Origin of the sequence: Variovorax sp. J2P1-31, assembly GCF_030317215.1 — a bacterium.
GTDB lineage: Bacteria > Pseudomonadota > Gammaproteobacteria > Burkholderiales > Burkholderiaceae_C > Variovorax.
This window is the reverse complement of sequence record NZ_JASZYA010000001.1, coordinates 830483-849092: the sequence shown is the minus strand read 5'-3', so window position 1 is coordinate 849092 and position 18610 is coordinate 830483. Positions and strand designations below refer to the sequence as shown.

The 18610-nt window shown below is 70.8% G+C and carries 20 protein-coding genes and 1 pseudogene; 7 read left to right on the top strand and 14 right to left on the bottom strand.

What is annotated here, in order from left to right; all coding sequences use genetic code 11:
- Positions 1-110 precede the first annotated feature (110 nt).
- Complete coding sequence (locus tag QTI20_RS03915) at positions 111-926, top strand: MetQ/NlpA family ABC transporter substrate-binding protein (protein ID WP_286550065.1); 816 nt, start codon at positions 111-113, stop codon at positions 924-926.
- Between the two features lie 6 nt (positions 927-932).
- Positions 933-1295: a hypothetical protein gene (locus QTI20_RS30690; RefSeq protein ID WP_353507267.1), complete on the top strand. Its 363-nt coding sequence runs from the start codon at positions 933-935 to the stop codon at positions 1293-1295.
- Here the strand turns inward: QTI20_RS30690 and QTI20_RS03910 are convergent.
- From QTI20_RS03910 to uraD, 3 genes are all read right to left on the bottom strand, one after another.
- Positions 1201-2115, bottom strand: coding sequence for an alpha/beta hydrolase (locus QTI20_RS03910; protein WP_286550068.1), 915 nt, complete (start codon positions 2113-2115; stop codon positions 1201-1203). The genes QTI20_RS30690 and QTI20_RS03910 overlap by 95 nt on opposite strands.
- A 151-nt stretch (positions 2116-2266) precedes the next feature.
- A complete protein-coding gene (locus QTI20_RS03905; protein WP_286550070.1) occupies positions 2267-3247 on the bottom strand; it encodes a Bug family tripartite tricarboxylate transporter substrate binding protein in 981 nt (326 codons plus the stop codon).
- Positions 3248-3267: 20 nt separating this feature from the next.
- Positions 3268-3825, bottom strand: a complete 558-nt coding sequence (gene uraD, locus QTI20_RS03900; RefSeq protein ID WP_286550073.1) for a 2-oxo-4-hydroxy-4-carboxy-5-ureidoimidazoline decarboxylase — start codon at positions 3823-3825, stop codon at positions 3268-3270.
- A 102-nt stretch (positions 3826-3927) separates the two neighbouring features.
- Here uraD and QTI20_RS03895 point away from each other — a divergent pair, with 102 nt between their 5' ends.
- Positions 3928-4872 (top strand): LysR family transcriptional regulator, encoded by a 945-nt coding sequence (locus QTI20_RS03895; protein ID WP_286550076.1) that lies wholly within the window; start codon positions 3928-3930, stop codon positions 4870-4872.
- Between the two features lie 57 nt (positions 4873-4929).
- On the opposite strand, the gene QTI20_RS03890 is transcribed toward QTI20_RS03895, so the two are convergent.
- From QTI20_RS03890 to QTI20_RS03855, 8 genes and pseudogenes are all read right to left on the bottom strand, one after another.
- The gene (locus QTI20_RS03890; RefSeq protein ID WP_286550078.1) at positions 4930-5481 is read right to left on the bottom strand and encodes a GNAT family N-acetyltransferase; all 552 of its coding nucleotides are present in this window, start codon (positions 5479-5481) and stop codon (positions 4930-4932) included.
- Between the two features lie 319 nt (positions 5482-5800).
- Positions 5801-6103: pseudogene (locus tag QTI20_RS03885) on the bottom strand (CbiX/SirB N-terminal domain-containing protein); the annotation flags it as partial.
- Between the two features lie 93 nt (positions 6104-6196).
- The gene (locus QTI20_RS03880; RefSeq protein ID WP_286550081.1) at positions 6197-6943 is read right to left on the bottom strand and encodes an ABC transporter permease; all 747 of its coding nucleotides are present in this window, start codon (positions 6941-6943) and stop codon (positions 6197-6199) included.
- Positions 6944-6945: 2 nt separating this feature from the next.
- Entirely contained in the window at positions 6946-8196 is a 1251-nt protein-coding gene (locus QTI20_RS03875; RefSeq protein WP_286550083.1) for an ABC transporter substrate-binding protein, read from the bottom strand.
- Between the two features lie 52 nt (positions 8197-8248).
- A complete protein-coding gene (locus tag QTI20_RS03870) occupies positions 8249-9052 on the bottom strand; it encodes an ABC transporter ATP-binding protein (protein WP_286550084.1) in 804 nt (267 codons plus the stop codon).
- Entirely contained in the window at positions 9049-10134 is a 1086-nt protein-coding gene (locus QTI20_RS03865; RefSeq protein WP_286550086.1) for an acyl-CoA dehydrogenase family protein, read from the bottom strand. Before QTI20_RS03865 ends, QTI20_RS03870 begins: the two co-directional genes overlap by 4 nt.
- Complete coding sequence (locus tag QTI20_RS03860; RefSeq protein ID WP_286550087.1) at positions 10124-10708, bottom strand: carboxymuconolactone decarboxylase family protein; 585 nt, start codon at positions 10706-10708, stop codon at positions 10124-10126. The genes QTI20_RS03865 and QTI20_RS03860 overlap by 11 nt, the downstream gene beginning before the upstream one ends.
- Positions 10709-10782: 74 nt before the next feature.
- The gene (locus QTI20_RS03855; RefSeq protein WP_286550088.1) at positions 10783-11763 is read right to left on the bottom strand and encodes an AraC family transcriptional regulator; all 981 of its coding nucleotides are present in this window, start codon (positions 11761-11763) and stop codon (positions 10783-10785) included.
- Positions 11764-11996: 233 nt separating this feature from the next.
- Here QTI20_RS03855 and QTI20_RS03850 point away from each other — a divergent pair, with 233 nt between their 5' ends.
- From QTI20_RS03850 to QTI20_RS03840, 3 genes are all read left to right on the top strand, one after another.
- Positions 11997-12662, top strand: a complete 666-nt coding sequence (locus QTI20_RS03850) for a carboxylesterase family protein (RefSeq protein ID WP_286574149.1) — start codon at positions 11997-11999, stop codon at positions 12660-12662.
- Between the two features lie 31 nt (positions 12663-12693).
- Complete coding sequence (locus QTI20_RS03845) at positions 12694-13548, top strand: NADPH-dependent oxidoreductase (protein WP_286550093.1); 855 nt, start codon at positions 12694-12696, stop codon at positions 13546-13548.
- A 309-nt stretch (positions 13549-13857) separates the two neighbouring features.
- On the top strand, positions 13858-15591 hold the full coding sequence (locus QTI20_RS03840) for an ABC transporter ATP-binding protein (RefSeq protein WP_286550097.1): 1734 nt from the start codon (positions 13858-13860) through the stop codon (positions 15589-15591).
- Positions 15592-15627: 36 nt separating this feature from the next.
- On the opposite strand, the gene QTI20_RS03835 is transcribed toward QTI20_RS03840, so the two are convergent.
- Together QTI20_RS03835 and QTI20_RS03830 are read right to left on the bottom strand one after the other, a co-directional pair.
- The gene (locus QTI20_RS03835) at positions 15628-17151 is read right to left on the bottom strand and encodes an amidohydrolase family protein (RefSeq protein WP_286550100.1); all 1524 of its coding nucleotides are present in this window, start codon (positions 17149-17151) and stop codon (positions 15628-15630) included.
- A 199-nt stretch (positions 17152-17350) separates the two neighbouring features.
- Positions 17351-17572 carry a hypothetical protein gene (locus QTI20_RS03830; RefSeq protein WP_286550102.1) on the bottom strand — a complete coding sequence of 74 codons (222 nt, stop codon included), beginning with the start codon at positions 17570-17572 and terminating at the stop codon, positions 17351-17353.
- 263 nt (positions 17573-17835) lie between these two features.
- Here QTI20_RS03830 and QTI20_RS03825 point away from each other — a divergent pair, with 263 nt between their 5' ends.
- Entirely contained in the window at positions 17836-18282 is a 447-nt protein-coding gene (locus QTI20_RS03825; RefSeq protein WP_286550103.1) for a BLUF domain-containing protein, read from the top strand.
- Positions 18283-18312: 30 nt separating this feature from the next.
- Here the strand turns inward: QTI20_RS03825 and QTI20_RS03820 are convergent, their stop codons facing one another.
- Positions 18313-18531 (bottom strand): hypothetical protein, encoded by a 219-nt coding sequence (locus QTI20_RS03820; RefSeq protein ID WP_286550105.1) that lies wholly within the window; start codon positions 18529-18531, stop codon positions 18313-18315.
- Between the last annotated feature and the right edge of the window lie 79 nt (positions 18532-18610).

Genomic DNA, 18610 nt, shown 5'->3' with positions numbered 1-18610 from the left:
CCTTCGCCGCGCAGGGACCGCGCTCTTAGAGTGCCTCGGCGCCCGCTCACATGCCGGCCTTTACCTCTCTGTTTCACGCGCTTCAGTCGCCCTGCCCCGCCGGAGTTCCCATGCCTTCCCTCCCCTCACGCGGTCGCGCCCGCCTCGGCTTCGCCCTGCTCTACCTCTTGCTCGCCGGCACCGCCCAGGCCGCGGACCTGCGCATCGGCTTCATGCCCGGTCCCTACCGCGATGCCTTCGCCAAGGGCATCGAGCCGCTGCTCCAGCAGCAGGGCTACAGCGTCAAGTACGTGGAGTTCAGCCAGGGCGTGCAGCCCAACGACGCGGTCGAGCGCGGCCAGATCGACGCCAACATCTTCCAGCACACGCTCTACCTGAACGCAACCAACCAGCAGCAGGGCTTCAACCTGGTGCCCATCGTCCATGTGCCCACGCCGCCGATGGGCCTCTACTCGCAGCGCTACAAGACACTGGCCGCGGTGCCCGACGGCGCCACCGTCACGCTGCCGGCCGACCCGGTGAACGCGGCGCGCGCGCTGAACATCCTCGCGGGCCTGGGCTGGGTGCAGCTCAAGCCCGGCGTGAGCCCGTTGAACGTGTCCGAGCGCGACATCGCGGCCAACCCCAAGCGCCTGCGCCTGGTGCCGCTGGATGCGGCCCAGGCGCCGCGCGCGCTGGCCGACACCGACCTGGCGGCCATCCAGGGCAACTTCGCGGTCGCCAACGGCCTCCGGCTCACCGAGGCCCTCAAGCTGGAAGACATGACGCTGCCCTACGTCAACGTGGTGGCGGTCAAGCGCGGCAACGAGAACAGCGCCTACGCCAAGGACATCGTGCGCGCCTACCAGTCGGCCGAGTTCCAGAAGGTCTTCCAGGCCAACCCGGTCTGGGCCGGCTACCGGCTGCCCGACTACTTCGGCAAGTGACGCGCCATGGGCCACTTCGATCCCGATCGCTCCGACCCGCTGCGCGCGGCCCTGCATGCGGATGCCATCGCGCGCGACAAGGCCGGCGAGGTCGCGCTCGAAGTGACGAGCGAGATCTTCGAAGTGCTGGGTGCTGACGCCTCGACCCGGTCCCCGGGCCTCGACCGCTTCTGGCGCAACGCGCGCATCCACACGCTGCACAACCGGCCGAGTACAAGACGCGCAACATGGGGCGCCGGTTCGTCTCCGGCCGGCCGCCGGCGCCCGGCACCTTTCAGTGATCGGGCACGAGCGAGGTCCGCAGCGCTTCGACGAAGCGCTGCGGCTGGTCGAGCATCACGAAATGGAAGCTGTCGTCGATGCGCGTGAAGCGGGCCTTCGCCAGCCCTGCATAGGCGCCGCGAAAGCGTGCGTCGACATCCGCCGCGGGCACGCCGTAGAGCGGGTCCCAGGCATAGATCACCTGCACCGGCACGCGGATGCGCGCCAGCTCGGGCCGCAGGTCGGTGGTCATGAGCTCGTAGCTCGCGTTGGCCACCGTCGTGCGGTCCGAGCGCAGGGCCGCTTCCACGACCGCCGCGCGCTCGGACGGCGTCTTGACCAGGCGCGCCACCGACGCGGCCTGCAGCGCGTCGGCCTGCGCCTTGGGCGCCGACAGCAGGTTGTCCCTGAACACGGCCGCGCCGGGCGTCGACGTCGCCACGGTGGCGGCCGGGTCGAACAGCAGGCTGAAGAAGGGCAAGGCATCGACCACCACCAGCCCGCCGACGGCCTCGGGATGGCGCGCCGCGAGCATCAGCGCGACCTCCCCACCCAGCGAATGGCCCACGACGACCGGCGCCTTCAGTTGCTGCTGCGCGATGTACTGCGCGATGGCCTCGGCCACGAGCGCCGCGACCTCTCCCGCGGCGTTGGCGCCGGCGGCCGTGCCGGCGAAGCCCGCGACCTGCACCCGATGCAGCCGATGGGTCTGCCGCAAGCTCGCCGACGCGTCGGCCCAGACATCGGTGGCGGATGCGAGCCCGGGAATCAGGATGAGGTCGGGCCCCTTCCCTTCGGTCTGCACCGAGATCCTGTCGGCGACATGGGCGGCAGCCGAGGGTGCATCGGCCGGGGCGGCGGCCAGGGCCGGAAGTGCCGTGGCAAGGAGGGCGGTGGCGACGCACGCGGCGCCGATGAATGGATGCATGAAGAAGAGTCTGGTGAGGGCCGCGTATCGCGCCGGAGAAAGTGGCAGCGGACGCAGGAATTCTCCACTGCCTCTGAACGCCCGCACCGCACCGGCCATGGCCCGTGGCGTCTTCGGCTTCCGCGCCGGAGGCCCGCTGTGGCCACTGCCCCTATTGCGGCACCAGGCCCGCAGCCTTCACCAATTCCGCATGCAGCACGATCTCCTGCGCGATGGTCTGCTGGAACTGCTCGGGGGTGGTGGGCGCCACGTCCATGCCGATCTCCTGCAGTTGCTTCTTCACGTCCTCGCTCTGCAGGATGGCGTGCACCTGGCGGTTCAGCTGGTCCACCAGGGGGCGCGGCGTGGCGGCCGGCGCCAGCAGGCCGATCCAGGTCTGCATGACCATGTGGGGGATGCCCGCTTCACGCATCGTCGGCACGTCGGCGATCAGCGCCGATCGCTGTTCGCTCATCAGCGCCAGCGCGCTCAGCTTGCCGGACTTGAGGTAGGGCAGCGCCTCGGGCAGCGGCGCGAACAGCAGGTCGACGTTGCCGCCCATCAGGTCGGTGATGGCCAGCGCACCACCCTTGTAGGGCACATGGGTCATCCGCACCTGGGCCCGCGTCTCGAACATCAGGGCGGCCAGGTGCTGCGGGCTGCCGTCGCCGGAGCTGGCGTAGTTCAGGCTGCCGGGCCCGGCCTTGGCCGCGGCCAGAAGGGCACCCGCGCTGGAGAACTTCTGCTTGTCCTTGACCACCAGCACCATGGACTGATTGGCCAGCTTGGTGATGGGGGCGAAGTCGGCCTGCGGGTCGTAGGGCAACTCCTTGAAGATGCTCTTGTTGGTGGTCAGGAAGGAGGCCGGCGAGGCCATCAGCGTGTAGCCGTCCGGCGCGGCCTTGGCCACCACCGGCAGGCCGATGCGGCCGGAAGCGCCGGCCCGGTTGTCGACCACGAAAGGCTGGCCGGTGACGCCGGCCAGCTTCTGGCCGACCAGGCGCGCAATGATGTCCACCCCGCCGCCGGCAGGAAGCGCCACGATGAGTTTAACCGGACGGTCGGGATAGCGGCCTTGGGCGCCGGCGGACATCCCCGTGGCCAGCAGGCCCAGCGCGCATGCCAGGAGGGAGATTCTGCGTCGAGTGTTCATGGGTCGCTCCGGTGGGTGGGTCAGGAAGGAATGGGCGCGCCCTGGCTGGCCACGGGGGACACATCGCTCATGCGGCGGTCGAGCCGCAAGCGGGTGATGGCGGCAATCTCGTCGAGCGCGGTGGCCAGTTCGGTGGCGCGCTCATTGCGCAGGCGCTGCTCGAAGGCCCGCAGGGCCGAGTCCCGCGTGTGGCGACGGATGCACAGGATGAACGGGAAGCCGAAGCGTGCGCGGTAGGCCTGGTTGAGCGCGCGCCAGCGCTCGGCCTCGTGGGCCTCCAGCCGCGCCAGCGCCAGCGTGCCCTGCTCCGCAATGGACGCATCGGTCATCGTGCCCCGGCGGGCGTCCTCGCCGGCCAGATCCGGGTGTCCCGCGTAGAAGGCGACGCGCCCGGGCTCGTCCAGGGCGGCCACCACGCCCACCATCGCAGCGTGCAGGGCGTCGATGCCCGCAAAGGGGCGCTGGCCGACGACGCCGCGGGTCACCCAGGGCGCGTGCTCCCAGATGTCGGCCAGTTCGGCACAAAAGGCCTCGGGCGCGCAGGTGTTGAGGCGTTCGAGGCGGGAGGGTGTGCTCATGGCAGGCATCGTAGGCATGCAATTCATTGCCGGCTATCACCATTTTTGCAATGCTGCATACGTAAAATCAGTACGCACGATCCACGCATCCCGACGCCCCTCATGCGCCATTCGCTCGTTCCCGCCGGACTGCGCTACGCCGACCAGGTCGCGCGCTCGGGCTCCATCCAGAAGGCCGCGCGCGAACTGCACGTGGCGGCCTCGGCCATCAACCGGCAGATCCTGCAGCTGGAGGAAGCGCTCGGCGTCCCCCTGTTCGAGCGGCTGCCGCGTGGCATGCGGCTGACGCCCTCGGGCGATGCGCTGATCACGCTGGCGCGCCATTGGCGGCAGGACGAGCGCGGCGTGATCGCCGAGATCCGGCGCATCCAGGGCGTCCACCAGGGCCATGTGTCGCTGGTGGCCATGGACAGCCACGCGACCAGCGTGATGCCGGCCCTGGTGCGGGAGGTGGGTGCGCAGCACCCGCTGGTCAGCCTGTCCATCGAACTGGCCACGCCCGACGATGCGGAGGCCGCGCTGCTGACCGGCCAGGCCGACCTGGCCGCCATCTTCAACCTGAAGCCGCGACGCGAGTTGCTGGTGCTCTGGAAGAGCGCCCTGCCGCTGGGTTGCGTGGTGGCACCCGGGCACCCGCTGGCGCAGCGCGAGACGGTGAGCTTCCAGGAGGCCATGGCCCACCCGGTCGCTCTGCAGAGCAAGGCGCTGACGATCCGGCGCTATCTGGAGGCGCAGTACGACTGGCTGTTCAAGGAACCGCGCCGCTTCACCGAAACCAACTCGCTGCAGCTGGTCAAGCAGCTGGCGCTCGGCGGCCAGCATGTGGTGTTCACCTCCGAACTGGACGTGGCGCCCGAACTGGCCTCGGGCCAGCTGCTCTTCATCCCGGTGCGCGACCGCGGCGCCGAACCGCAGGAGATCACGGTGGCCGTGGACGCCACCAAGCCGGTCGGGCCGATCGTGAAACTGGTGGCCGAGCGGCTCATCGCCGCGCTGCAGGAGGCCCTTGCGGCGGCACGTGGACAAGGCGCGCGCGAACGCCGATGACGATGCGCCGGGGGCGTGCCATCGGACGAGGACCGGATCGCTGCGGCCGGCCTGCCGTCAAGGCCGGCAGGCCGCGTAGATGAAGCAGTCCCGGGGCTCCGCGGAGAGGTTCGGATGCACGGTGTGGCGGGCCAGCCGCCCTTCCCTCACGAAGCCGCTTTTCTCCAGCGCCCGGGCGGAGGGCCGGTTGTCCACGTCGCAGGTCGCCTCGACCCGGTAGATGCCTGGCAGATCCAGGGCGATGGCCGTGAACGCCTGGATGGCTTCGACCATCAAGCCTTGGCCCCAATGGCTGCGTGCGAGCACGTAGCCAATGTTCACGACGTGGCCGCCGGGACGCGCCTCGAGCATGCCGATGAGCTCACCGCTCGCGGCCAGGGTGACGATGTACGGCAGCGCCGAGCCCGCGTGCCACGCGGCTTCGCAGCCTCGGACGAACGCGCGCGTGCTCTCCAGCGATGCATGCGGTTGCCAGACCATGTAGCGGGCCACCTCCGGGTCCTGGGTGTACGCGGCGAACAGGGCTTCGGCGTCCGAGCTTTGCGGAGCGCGCAGCCTGAGGCGTGCGGTCTCGAGGGTGCGGGGGAATGTCGGCGAGGGCTGGTGCATCGGCGGGTGTGATCGGAACGATTGGCGATGACCGATTGTGCCCACGGGGGTGCTTGCCGGCTTCTTCGCCCGCCACGGATTGCCAATGCGGCAACGGTTGTGACGCCTGCGTTCGCGGACGCGGCGAGGGCTCGTCCTGCGGATGCACGGCAGCGCTCAGGACGCTTCCGTCGGCGCCCGCAGCGGCTGCTTCACCGGCAGCGGCGCATAGGCCAGCGCTGGGCATGGACGCCGCCATGTCGCGCAGCAGCGCGTCCATGCCGGCCAGCGCGGCGGGCGGCTCGCCGACCTGCACGCGCGGCCAGCGGCGCTGCGGGTGCTCGGCCTGCCAGCGAAGCACCGCGCGATCGATCCAGACCCTGAAGCCCGGTTCCATCGGCAGCAGCAGCGGCAGGATCAGGACCTCGTCGAAGGCCGCATCGGCCAGCGCCGTCAGGGTCTCGCGCAGCGAAGGCGTGCCCTGTTCGCTGAAGGCGAAGCCGACATGGCCGACGCCCGCCATCGCCTGCAGCCGGCCGGCGAGGTCTTCCATCTCGCGCGTGGCCGCGCCGGTGATGGACGACTTGGCCAGCAGCACGGTGGCGCGGCGCGATGCATGGTTCGAAGGTTCGGGAAGCGGCATGGAAGTTCTCACGAGCGGCCCGGCATCGCGAGCACCGACGGGCGGATTCTATCTATGCAGCCATCGCTGCACCGCCGCCGGCAAAGGCCCTCGCTACGCGTGCAGCCACCGCGCATGCAGCCAGCGCGCCAGGTGGTCGAGCAGGTAGCCCAGCGCGCCGATCAGCAGGATCGCGGCCATGAGTTCCGAATACGCCAGCCGGTCGCGCGTGTCGAGGATGAAGTAGCCCAGGCCGGCCGACACGCCCAGCATCTCGGCGGGCACCAGCACGATCCAGATGATGCCGATGGACAGGCGCACACCGGTCAGGATCTGCGCCGTGATGCCGGGCAGGATCACGTGCAGCACGGTCTCGCGCCGCGTGGCCGAGAGGCTGCGCGCGAGCAGCAGCCAGTTGGCGTCGAGCTGTGCCACGCCGGCCGCGGTGCTCAGCAGGATCGGCCAGACCGCGGCGAAGGCGAGCAGGAAATACACCGGCGCATCGCCCACGCCCAGCACCATCACCGCGATCGGCATCCACGACAGCGGCGAGATCATGCGCAGGAACTGGAACGCCGGCGTGCTGGCCTGCGCGAAGCCGCGCAACAGGCCGGTCAGCACGCCCAGCGGCACACCCAGCACGAAGGCCAGCAGCAGCCCGACGCCCACGCGCTGCAGGCTCAGCAGCGTGTGGTGCCAGATGTCGGCGCCCACCAGCAGATGGGCCAGCGCCTGGAGCGAGGGCCAGGGCGCGAAGGCCGCGGCCACCGGCGTGCGCGCGGTCAGCAGCTGGCTGCCCAGCCACCACAGGGCCAGGGCCAGCACGATGCCGGTGAGCGGCAGCAGGATGCGGCGCAGCACGGTCAGGCGGCGACGGTCTCGCGGCGCGCATAGTCGGCCGGCACGCCGAACACCTGCGGACCGCCGACGCTGTCGATGGCCTTGCGCACGAAACGCGTGTCGACCAGGTCGCTGGCGACGAACTTCGGGTCGAGCGCATCGAGGAAGGCGGTCTCGCCCTCGACCTTGGTGGCCTTGATCGCGCGCACCAGCTGCTCGGTGTACGAGGCATAGGGATAGGGCTGGAAGTCGATGCGCCGCTGCGCCCAGCCCTTGTGCTGCACCACGCCGCTCTTCTCGTAGTCGACGTAGTCGGTGGCGGCCAGCACCTTGGCCAGCGTCTGCGGCGGATGCGGCGTGTAGCGGCGCTCGCCCGCGTTCGACAGCAGCTGCGCGGTCTCGAGACGGTTGTCGCGGGTCCAGAGCTGCGCCTTGACCAGCGCGCTGGTCACGCGCTGCGCCCACTCGGGCTTCTCGGCGACGTCGCGCTCGGCCAGGAAGGTCACGCAGCAGGCGTGGTCGCGCCACACGTCGCCCGAGAAGCGCAGCACCTTGCCCACGCCGGCGATCTCGGCCGCGGCGTTGAAGGGCTCGGCCACGATGAAGCCGGCGATCGACTTGCCGGCCAGCGCCGACACCATCTCGGCCGGTGCCAGCACCACCAGGTTGACTTCCTTGGGCCCGACGGCCGCGCCGCGGGCGCGCGTGACCGCGCTCAGGCCTTCCTTGCGCAGCACGTCCTGCAGCAGGATGTTGTGGATCGAATACCAGAACGGGATCGCCACGGTGCGCCCGCCCAGGTCGGCCACCTTGCCGATCTCGGGCAGCACCGTGAGCGCCGAGCCGTTGATGTGGTTCCAGGCCACGATCTTGGCCGGGAACTTCGCGCCGTAGCGCACCCACAGCGTGGCCGGCGTGAGCAGGTGCACCACGTTGACCTGGCCCGCGACGAAGGCCTCGACGATCTGGGCCCAGGAGCGGAACAGGCGCGGCGCCTCGGCCTTGAGCCCTTCCTTCTCGAACAGGCCGCGGCCGTGCGCCACCAGCAGCGGCGTGGCGTCGGTGATCGGCAGGTAGCCGATCTTCACCGGCTGGTCGTCGCCCTTGAAGGCCTGCGCGCGCGCATCGCCCGCGCTCAGGAAGGGCGCCGCCACCGCGGCCCCGGTCAGCGCCGAGAGGCGCAGCATGTCGCGCCGCGTGAGGCCGCAGTCGCACGCCGACGAGGCGCAGACGTGCAACGGGCTTTCGATGCGGGAGGAGGAGCGATCGTTCATGCGGTGAAGCTTTCTGGAGAAAGAGGATCGGAGAGGAACAGGAGACGCAGCGTCATGCGGGGGCGCCGCCGGCTTCGTGCAGCGCGCCCAGGATTTCGAGGCGCAGGGCCAGCACGGCCGCGGGATCGGCCGCGCCGCGGTCGACGCGCCATTCGCGCACGATGCGGCCGGGCCTGCCGCCCATCAGCAGGATGCGGTCGCCCACGCGCAGGGCCTCGTCGATGTCGTGCGTCACCAGCAGCGCGGCCGTGTGCCAGCGGTGCACCAGCGTGACCAGCAGGTCCTGCATGCCCGCGCGGGTGAAGGCGTCGAGGGCGGAAAAAGGTTCGTCGGCCAGCAGCAGCTGCGGCTCGCGGGCCAGCGCCCGCGCCAGCGCTACGCGCTGCGCCATGCCGCCCGAGAGCTGCGCGAGATAGCGGCGCTCCTGGCCCGCCAGGCCCACGGCCTCGAGCGCCTCGGCCACGCGCTGCGCCAGCGCGGCCTTCGACTGCGCGGGCTGGCGCGCGAAGTCCAGGCCGAAGCCCACGTTGCGCGCGGCATCGAGCCAGGGCAGCAGGCTGGGCTGCTGGAACACCAGCGCCGCGCGCGGGTGCGGCGCGCTCAGCGGCGCGCCGAGGAAGTGCACCTCGCCGCGCGTGTGCGTCCCATGGCCGGTCTCGAGCCGCGCCAGCACGCGCAGCAAGGTCGACTTGCCGCAGCCGCTGCCACCCAGCAGGCAGACGATCTCGCGCGGCGCGACCTGCAGCGAGATGCCGTCGAACACCGGTGGCGCATCGCCGTAGCCGAAGCGCAGGTCGCGCGCCTCGAGCACGGGGCCGCCGGCGCCGGCCTCGGAGGCTGTCGGCGCCCCGCTCATGCGGCCGCGGCGGCCCGGAGCCTGGCGTCGTGCTTGAGCAATTCGCCCCGCAGCTGCGTCACGCTGGGCGTCACGATCGGGACGAAGGCCGCCTCGCGCCAGTGGCGCGCGAAGCTGGAGACCTGGTCACGGTGGTAGGCCCGCCCGCCGCTGGCCTGCAGCTCGAGCTGCACCGCCTGCTGCACGATCTCCGACAGCGCGAGCCGCAGCCTGAACAGCTCGACCGGTTGCGTGAGGAAGCGCAGGCTCAGCAGGCCGGCATGCAAGGCCGCGGTCACCTCACGCAGGGCCTGGCGTTGCGCTTCGATGGGTGCGTCGAGCACCTCGCGCCCTGCCCCGCTGCGCTGCGTCGCGGCCTCGAGCGCGGCCCGCGCCAGGCCGATCGACATGCCGCACTGCAGGCCCAGGAAGGCCGGCCGCGCCTGCGGCAGGAACTGCTTGCCGTCGATGTGCAGCAGGTCGCTTTCATCGATCGTCAGGCCCTCGATGCGCAGCGACGCGGTGTTGCTGCCGCGCAGTGCGATCAGGTCGAGGTCGGGGCTGCGCGAAAGGCCCGCGCGGTCCGACGGCAGCGCCACGATCAGCGGCGCGCCGCCGTCCTCGCGTGCCACGGCCACCGCGGTCACGAACTGGTCCGGGCGCAGGTTGGTGCACCAGGGCACGCTGCCCTCGAGCACCCAGCCCGCGCCATCGGTGCACGCCCTGGCGCGGATGGCCAGGGCCTCGATGCCGCCGAGGAACTTCATCGCGTTCGACAGGCCGGTCGCGCCGGCCTGCGTGCCGTCGAGCAACGAGGGCAGCCAACGCTCGCGCAGTGCCGCATTGGGCGACTGCAGCAGGTACGCGATGAAGGCACGCTGGCCCCAGAAGCTGAAGGCCGCGGCCAGCGACTGCTGGGCCACGCCGGCGATCGCCTCGACCGCATCGCCGATGTCGCCCTCGCCGCCGAACTCCCGCGGCACACCGAGCCGGAACAGGCCCGCGGCCGCGAGCCGCGGTATCACCTGCGCGGCCTGCGTGCCGTCGGCATCGAGCGATTCCGCATGCGCGGCCAGCCAGTCGCGCACGGACTCAAGCTGCACGGGCGCGCCCCGTCTCGGCTTGCAGCTTCTCGGGCAGGTAGGGCTGCAGCTGCGGGTTGACCGGGCTGCGCGCCAGGCTGTTGGCGAAGTTGCACAACGTGGCCAGGCTCACGCCCAGCACGGTGTCGAGCGCCTGCGCCTCGGAGTAGCCGGCGGCGCGGAAGGCGGTGAGCGCATCGTCGTCGACGTTGCCGCGCGTGGCGATCACCGCCTCGGTGAAGACGCGCAGCGCGTCGAGGCGCGCATCGCCCGTGGCCTCGCCGTTCTGCAGCGCGATCACGGCGCCGGTGCCGAGCTTGGCCTGCTTGAGCGCCGCGGCCGTGTGGCCGGCCACGCAGAAGTCGCAGCCGTGCAGCCGGGCCGCGGTGATCTGCACCACCTCGCGCTCGGCCAGCGTGAGCGAGCCGCGCGCGTTGATCTGCGCCACCGTGAGGTAGGTCTCGAGGGCCGAGGGCGCGTTCGCCAGGATGCCGATGAGGTTGGGCAGGAAGCCGTTGTTGGCGACGGCGCGCGCCACGAAGGCTTGGCTGCCTTCGGGTGCCGAGGCCTCGGTGTGCAGGGTCAGGCGGGTCATGAACGTTGTCTCCTCAGGGCTGGGTTCCGAAAGGGCCGGCGAAGCCACGATTCTTGGCCGTGGCCGCCGCACGCTCAATGACCGCGCGTCTCTGAATTGTGCCCGTTCGTTCGCGCGCGCTGCCAGGCGCCCGGCTGCGCGCCGATCACGCGCTTGAAGGCGCGCGAGAAGGCCGCATAGGACTCGTAGCCCACGGCCTGCGCCACCTGCGCGATCGACTCGCCCTGCGCCAGCCGGCGTGCCGCGAGCTGCATGCGCAACAGCAGCAGGAACTGCAGCGGCGACTGGCCGCAGGCTTCGGCGAACTGGCGGAAGAAGGCCGCGCGCGACAGGTGCACGCGCGCCGCCATCGCCTCGACGGTCCAGGCCTGCTCGGGCGACTGCAGCAGCTGCGACACCAGCGGCGCGAAGCCCGGCCGCCGCAGCAGCGCCCAGAGCCCGCGTGCCTGCGCCTCGCCGTGCGAGACATGGCGCAGGCCGTAGAAGAACAGCAGGCCGGCCAGCCGGTCCATCAGCGCCGACGGTTCCGGGCCGGTGCGGTGCGCCTCGCTGCGCATCAGGTCGAACAGGGTTGCCGCGGAAGTGTTGGTGCGGTCGTCGGCACGCAGCAGCAGGCAGTCGGGAAAAGCGTCGGTGACCAGCGCGCGGAAGGGGCCATCGAAGGCGAAGAAGCCGCAGGCCAGGCCGGTTTCGCCAAGGGCCACAGCGGCCGACAGCGGCTGCATCGCGCGCGGCGCGCAGTCGATGGACGGGTCGCTGTAGGGCGAAAGGAAATGCGGCACGTCGCGCATCAGGAACACGCCGTCGCGCGGCGCCAGCGCCACCGAGGCATGCCCGGGCCGGTGCAGCCAGCAGCGGCCGTCGAGGATCAGGTGGAAGCTCGCGCGGGCCCGGCCCGCGGTCGAGGCGCGCCAGCGGCCGCAGTACTGGCCGACATGGAACACGCTGGCCTGCCATTCGAGGCCGTCGAGCAGCCAGTCCACCACGCGGTCGGTCTGTGCCTGGTGGTCGCTGTCGCCTGCAGGCGCCTGCCGCATGTCGTGCCCGGAATTCATCGCGCGAGTGTGGCGCCGGTGCCGCGCCGGGCCAACGAAGCTTTTCGCTTGAGCTTATGCCGCCGCGACATGTGGCAGCAGTGCATGCTGGCTAGGCAGCAGCGCCACCGCGTCCGCTGCTCGCGGCACAGCAGACAGGCCCGTCGCAAAGGGTGTGGCGCTGGCCCGGAACCTGCAACCCCGGCCTTCTCACGCACCCTGCCCCCCCTCGTCCAACCCTTCCAGAGACTCCCTTGAGCACCCTCGAACGCAATACCTGGCTGACCTCGCGCGGCCCCCTGCCCTACCTGCTGGCGCGCACCGCCGCACCCAAGCCCGCGCCCGCGCTGCTGTTCCTGCACGGCGCTCGCGACCGCGGCCATGACCTCGACCTGCTGCTGCGCTGGGCGCCACCACGCCTCGTCGCCGAATCGGCCGGCCTGCCCTATCACTTCATCGCGCCGCAGCTGCCCGAAGGCGCGACCTGGCCCGAGCGCGCCGACGACCTGCTGTCGCTGGTCGACACGCTGGCCGCCTCGGGCACGATCGACCCGGCGCGCTTGCTGATCGCGGGCTTCAGCCTGGGCGCAGCGGGTGCGTGGGAGATCGCGGCACGCCATCCCGGCCGCTTCGCCGGCCTGGTCGCGGTGTCGGGCCGGGTGCCGGAAACCGCTCGACCACAGGACCTGCGCGGCCTGCCCGTGCGCATCTTCCATGGCGGCAGCGACGACAAGCTGCCGGCCACGGCGATCGAGGCCCACGTCGAGGCGCTGCGCCTGCAGGGCAACCCCGTGGCCTACACCCTCTATCCGGACGGCGACCACTTCATCGCCGACCGGGCCTTCGGCGATCCGGCGCTGGAAGGCTGGCTGCTGGCGCGCAGGCGCACGGCCACGACGCCGCCGGACCGCGCCGCGTGACCCCTGCATCCCCTCAGCTCGAAACACCGACATGACCACCTCCATCACCACATCCGAAGCCACTCCCACCGTCTCCGCGACCCGCCTGAGCGAGCGCTACCGCGAAGCGGCACTGAACCCCGCCACCGCCTGGAACGAGACGCTCGACACGCTGATTGGCCACCGCTCGGTGCGGGCCTACCGGCCCGACCCGCTGCCCGAGGGCACGCTGGAACTGCTGGTCGCGGCCGCCCAATCGGCCCCGTCCTCGTCCAACCTCCAGCCCTGGAGCGTGGTGGTGGTCGAAGACTCCGAACGCAAGGCCCGGCTCGCGGCGCTCGCGGGCCACCAGAAGCACATCGTCCAGGCGCCGGTGTTCCTGCTGTGGCTGGTCGACCTGCACCGGCTGGAAGAAGTGGGCCGGGCCCTTTCGGTGCCCTCGGCCGCGCTGGACTACCTCGAAACCTTCCTGCTGGGCGCCATCGACACCGCGCTGGCCGCGCAGAACGCGGTGGTCGCGCTCGAGTCGCTGGGACTGGGGGCGGTCTACACCGGCGGCATCCGCAACAAGCCGGCCGAGGTCGCGGCAGAGCTCGGCCTGCCGCCGAACGTCTTCGCGCTGTTCGGGCTCGCGATCGGCCACCCGGACCCGGCGGCACCGGCCTCGGTCAAGCCGCGCCTGCCGCAAGAGGCGGTGCTGTTCCGCGAACGGTACGGCGCGCCCGATGGCGGCGCCGCCGCGCTGGCCGCCTACGACCAGCGCCTGCGCAGCTTCCAGCGCGAGCAGGGCCTGCCCGAACGCGACTGGACCGAGCAGGCCACCCAGCGCGTGCGCGGCCCCGAGGCGCTGGCCGGCCGCGACGTGCTGCACGCGGTGCTGCGGGGGCTGGGCTTCGGTCTGAAATAGCAGAGCCGGGCCCTGCCGGCGCGCGGGGTGCATCGATCCGGAAGCGCGCCACCGCCACCACCCTGCGGCATCCGACGGCCCCATTCGCGCCGCCGAGCGAGCCGACCGGTACCAGCCACCGGCCCGCATCTCATGCACCATGGCGATGTGCCGCACGGCCGTCGCCTCGACCCTTCCCCCTGTCCATGTTCAAAGCCTTCGAGTCCTTCATCCATGGCACCCGCACGCCGGGCCCGCAGGCGCCACCGCCGCAGCTCGGCGCCTTCTACTGGCACTTCATCCGCCAGACCAAGGGGCCCTATCTCACGAGTGCTCGCGACCTGCTTCCTGGTCGCGCTGGCCGACATGGGCATCCCGGTCGTGCTCGGCCAGATCGTCAAGCTGCTCGAGGCGCCCGACCGCGCGGCGGCGCTGGCCGCGCACGGCACGAAGCTGGCCGCGATGCTGGGCCTGATCCTGCTGCTGCGGCCGATGCTGCAGGCGGTGGACATCGCGGTGCGCCACAACCTGCTGATCCCCGGCGTCACGACGCTGGTGCGCTGGCAGAGCCACTGGCACGTGGTGCGCCAGAGCTGGCCCTTCTTCCAGAAGGATTTCGCGGGCCGCATCGCCAACCGCGTGATGCAGACCGCCGAAGCGGTGCGCGACAGCGTGCTGTCGTCGATCCGGGCGCTCACCTTCATCACCACCTACGGCGTGTTCACGCTGGTGCTGACCGCGCTGGCCGACTGGCGCCTGGGCCTGCCCACGCTGGTCTGGATCGCCTGCTACGCGGGCTTCCTGCGCTTCTTCGTGCCGCGGCTGCGCGAGCTGGCGCGCGCCCGCTCGGAACTGCGTTCGGGCGTGGTGGCGCGCGTGGTCGACAGCTACACCAACATCCTCACGGTCAAGCTCTTCGCGCGCGTGGCCGACGAGGACCAGTACGTGCGCCAGGTGATCGATGACCACCAGCGCACCATCGCCGGCCACATGCGCATGACCGCGCGCTTCCTGCTCACGCTCAACGTGATGAACGCGCTGCTGCTGACCAGCACCACGGCCGTCGGCCTCTACCTCTGGAGCCAGGGTGTGGTGAGCGCCGCGCAGGTGGCGACCGCCCTGCCGCTGGCCTGGCAGATCGCCAACGCCTCGGGCTGGGTCTCGTTCGAGATCGCCGGCATCTTCGAGAACATTGGCACGGTGCAGGACGGCATGGAGACCATCGGCGTGCCGCATGCACTGCTGGATGCCCCCGATGCCCAGGCGCTCGAGGTCACGCGCGGCGAAATCCGCTTCGAACAGCTCGAGTTCGCCTATGGCGGCACGCGACCGGTGATCGACGGGCTCGATCTGGTGGTCAAGCCGGGCGAGCGCGTGGGCCTGGTCGGCCGCTCGGGTTCGGGCAAGTCGACGCTGGTGAACCTGTTGCTGCGCTTCTACGATGCCGAGCGCGGCCGCATCGTCATCGACGGGCCGGACGTGCGAGACGTGACGCAGGAGAGCCTGCGCGCGGCCATCGGGCTGGTCACGCAGGACACCTCGCTGCTGCACCGCTCGATCGCGGAGAACGTGGGTTACGGTCGGCCGCAGTCCACGCCTGCCGAGATCGAGCAGGCCGCGCGCACCGCGCAGGCGCACGACTTCATCTCGCAGCTCAGCGACTGGCGCGGCCGCACGGGCTACGACGCGCAGGTCGGCGAGCGCGGCGTGAAGCTCTCGGGCGGCCAGCGCCAGCGCATCGCGATTGCGCGGGTGATCCTGAAGAACGCGCCGATCTTGGTGCTCGACGAGGCCACCTCGGCGCTCGACAGCGAGATCGAGGCCGCGATTCAGGAACAGTTGATCGGCCTGATGGAGGGCAAGACCGTGATCGCGATCGCGCACCGGCTCTCGACCATCGCGCGCATGGACCGGCTGGTGGTGCTCGACGAGGGCCGCATCGTCGAGCAGGGCACGCACGCCGAACTGCTGGCGCTGGGCGGGCACTACGCGGGGCTGTGGCGCCACCAGTCGGGCGGTTTCCTCGCGGACGAGCCGGAAAACACGCTGCCGCTGGCAGCCTGAAGCCGGGCGCCCCCCCCGCGCCACCCTGGCCACCGATCAGCGCAGGGCCGCTGTCTTGAGCCTGGCCTCCACCGCCGTGCCCTTGAAGAAGTCCGCATTCGCTTCGGTGTAGAGGCGGTAGGGGCTCTCGAACACATAGGCCTTGAAGTCGGCCTCGCTGATCACGCCTTCGTCGACCAGGCTATGCGCCTGGGCCAGCGCGTCGGTCAGGTCCGGCACGTCCCAATGGCCGACGTCGGACGAGTAGATCGCGTTGACCTTCACGCCCAGCGGGTTGGCCTTGTCGTTGAAGGCATGGGCCACCGTGCGGTCGTCGGACTCGGAACCGAAGAAGAAGCTGTCAACCCACTGGCGCTTGATGTCTTCGGCGCTGCGGATACCGGCCTTCCCGAAGTCCTCGAGCTCGTCGGCCGAGGGCTGGCGCGCGTCGCGGGTATAGCGCCGGCCCAGCGTGTCGCGGATCAGGTCCTCACCCTCGATCGAGCGGCCCTGCGTGAGCTCGCTGCCGTAGCGCTCGAACAGCGAGGTCAGCAGCACGCGGTCGGTCGCGGCCGGGTCGTAGTGCGCCAGGCCCTCGAGGCTGCGCTTCTCGAAGCGGTCGACCAGGTGGATGTAGACGCGCGCACCCCAGTCGGCGCCGCCCTCGAGCAGGCCCACGCGCAGCTGCGGGAAGCGCTTCGTCACGCCGCCGAAGAACAGCGCCTTGGCGAAGGCCTCGGAGCCGTCGGCGAAGTGGCCGATGTGGTTGAACATGTAGTTCGAGATCGAGCTGCGGCCGGTCCAGCCCTGGCTGCCATAGTGCGTGAGCACCGGCACGCCGAGCTCGACCACCTTGGCCCAGAAGGGGTCGTAGTCGTGCTCGCTGTCGATGCCGTAGAAGTCTTCGTAGGAGATGTACTTGCGCAGCTCCGGGTACTCGGCCAGTGGGAAGCGCTGGGCCAGCGCCTTGATCGGCCGCTTCACGCTGCCCGCGATGTTGATCGCCTTCAGGCCCAGCACGTTGACCGCGTACTCGAGCTGCTCGATGCCCTCCTGCGGCGTGTTCAGCGCGATGCCGGCCACGGGCGTGAGGCGGTCGCTGTACTTGCGGTAGAGATCGGCGTGGTAGTGGTTGAGCGCCTTCTGCAGCGCGCCGCGCGCCTCGGGGTCGCGCACGCCCAGCGGCGCGAGCACGTTGTTCGGGAACAGCACCGAGTAGTCCGAACCCTGCTCTTCCTGCCGCTCGTAGAGCAGCTCGGGCAGGTGGTAAGTCGCGACGTCGAGCGTGTTCTTGGTCACCCGCGCCCACCAGGGCGAACGGATGGTGCGGAAGTGCTGGCGTTCGGCGGGCGTCTGCTCGTACCAGCTCTTGCCGTTGCCGATGCCACCGCGCCCGGCGCGCTCCTCGCCGGCCTTGCGCAGCGCATCGACCAGCTGCGCGCCGGCGTAGGTGGCGACATAGTCCTCGACCGCGGGCGCATAGTCGTTGGTGTGGACGTCGGTGTCGATCACCGGGTAGTCGAGTTTCTCTTTCACCGCGACGGAAGGCGATGCATGGATGCGGCTGAGGCGGTCGTTCATGGCGCGTGGCTCCTGGGGTTGGATCGTGGAAGGTTCGAGGCCACCGCCCGGGGCGGGCGATGCCTGCGCTTCCATTGCAGAGCGCGTGCCAGCGCAAATGCCTGCCCGAGGGCCGCCGGGTGCTGGGCGCGGCGCAACGGTCCGCCCGTTCTGCTGTCGCGCCGACAGCCGCGCGCCGACGCGCGTTGCTAGCGCAGCATCAGGAGCGGGCCCACCAGGGCGCACGCAGCGTGCCGCCCTGCAGGCCGCCATGCGCCTGGATCACGCCGCGCCAGGAGCCGTCGATGTCGTGCGCGTCGGTGCTGTCCGTCCAGCGCTCGGATGGCACGCGCTCACCACCGGCGCGCAGGCGCACGTGCGGGCGCTCGGCCGTGGCTTCGGGCGGGCGCTGCGGGGAGACGAGGCGAAGGCGAAAGCTCATGTCGGTTCCTTGGTTCGTTCGCGATGGCGGTCGGGGCCGTGGCATCGCATGCACCACCTTGCCGCAGATGCGGCCCGGCGCTTAGAAGCATTCGGCGCTTGCTTATCCGGAAAATGTGCTGAGGGCCGATGGCCCGCATCCGCTGCATCGCTGCGCGCAGCCGAAGCCGCGAGATCCGCCAGGTTTTGTAAGGACTGCGCCCTCATGCATCGCCGGTTCAGACCGACAGCTCGGCATGCGGCATCGCCCCAGCATGCGCGGGTATGCAAGACCCTGCCCTCCCCTTCCACCGCCTGATCTACACCAGCCAGGCCAAGCTGCCCCTCGAGACCGGCGTGCTGCTGCGCCAGGCACAGAAGAACAATCCCGCACGGGGCATCACGGGCGGGCTGGCCGTGCTCGAAGGCGTCTACCTGCAGTACCTCGAAGGCGGCGAAGAGGCCGTGGAAGCCCTGTTCGCCCGCATCCTCACGGACGGCCGCCATTCGGGCGTGAAGGTGCTGGAACGCCGGGCCGTGCCGAGGCGGATGTTCAGCGACTGGTCGATGGCGCTGCTGGAATGGACACCGCGCACCCGGCAGATCTTCCAGGGCTTCTCGCCGGGCAGCGCCTTCAACCTCTACGAGACCGACCCGACGACGGCCGCGCCCCTGTTCCGCGCCTGGGCCGCGACCCGCGACTGGCATCCGCTGGCGTCGTCCGAGGACTGAGCCGACCCCCTGCGGTCCCTTGGCGGACCTTCAGTTGTCGACGTTGTGGTACTGCTCGACCTGGCACGCGTAGGTGCCCGGCTGGGTCGCGCAGACCGAATAGCCCTGAGCGGGCGGCGGGCCGCCTGCGCAGCCGGCCAGCAGGCACAGAAGGGCTGCGCCGATCGTCTTTTGCACACGCTGTCCGATCAAGGGATTGGCGCGCCGGCACGGCTCGGCGCGACCGAAGATGAGGTATCCGGACGCCATCTCGGCCTCCGTGCCTGCTCACTGTAGACGACGCACGACACATTGGCCACCCGGTGCATCCGCCAGTGCAGACAGCCCG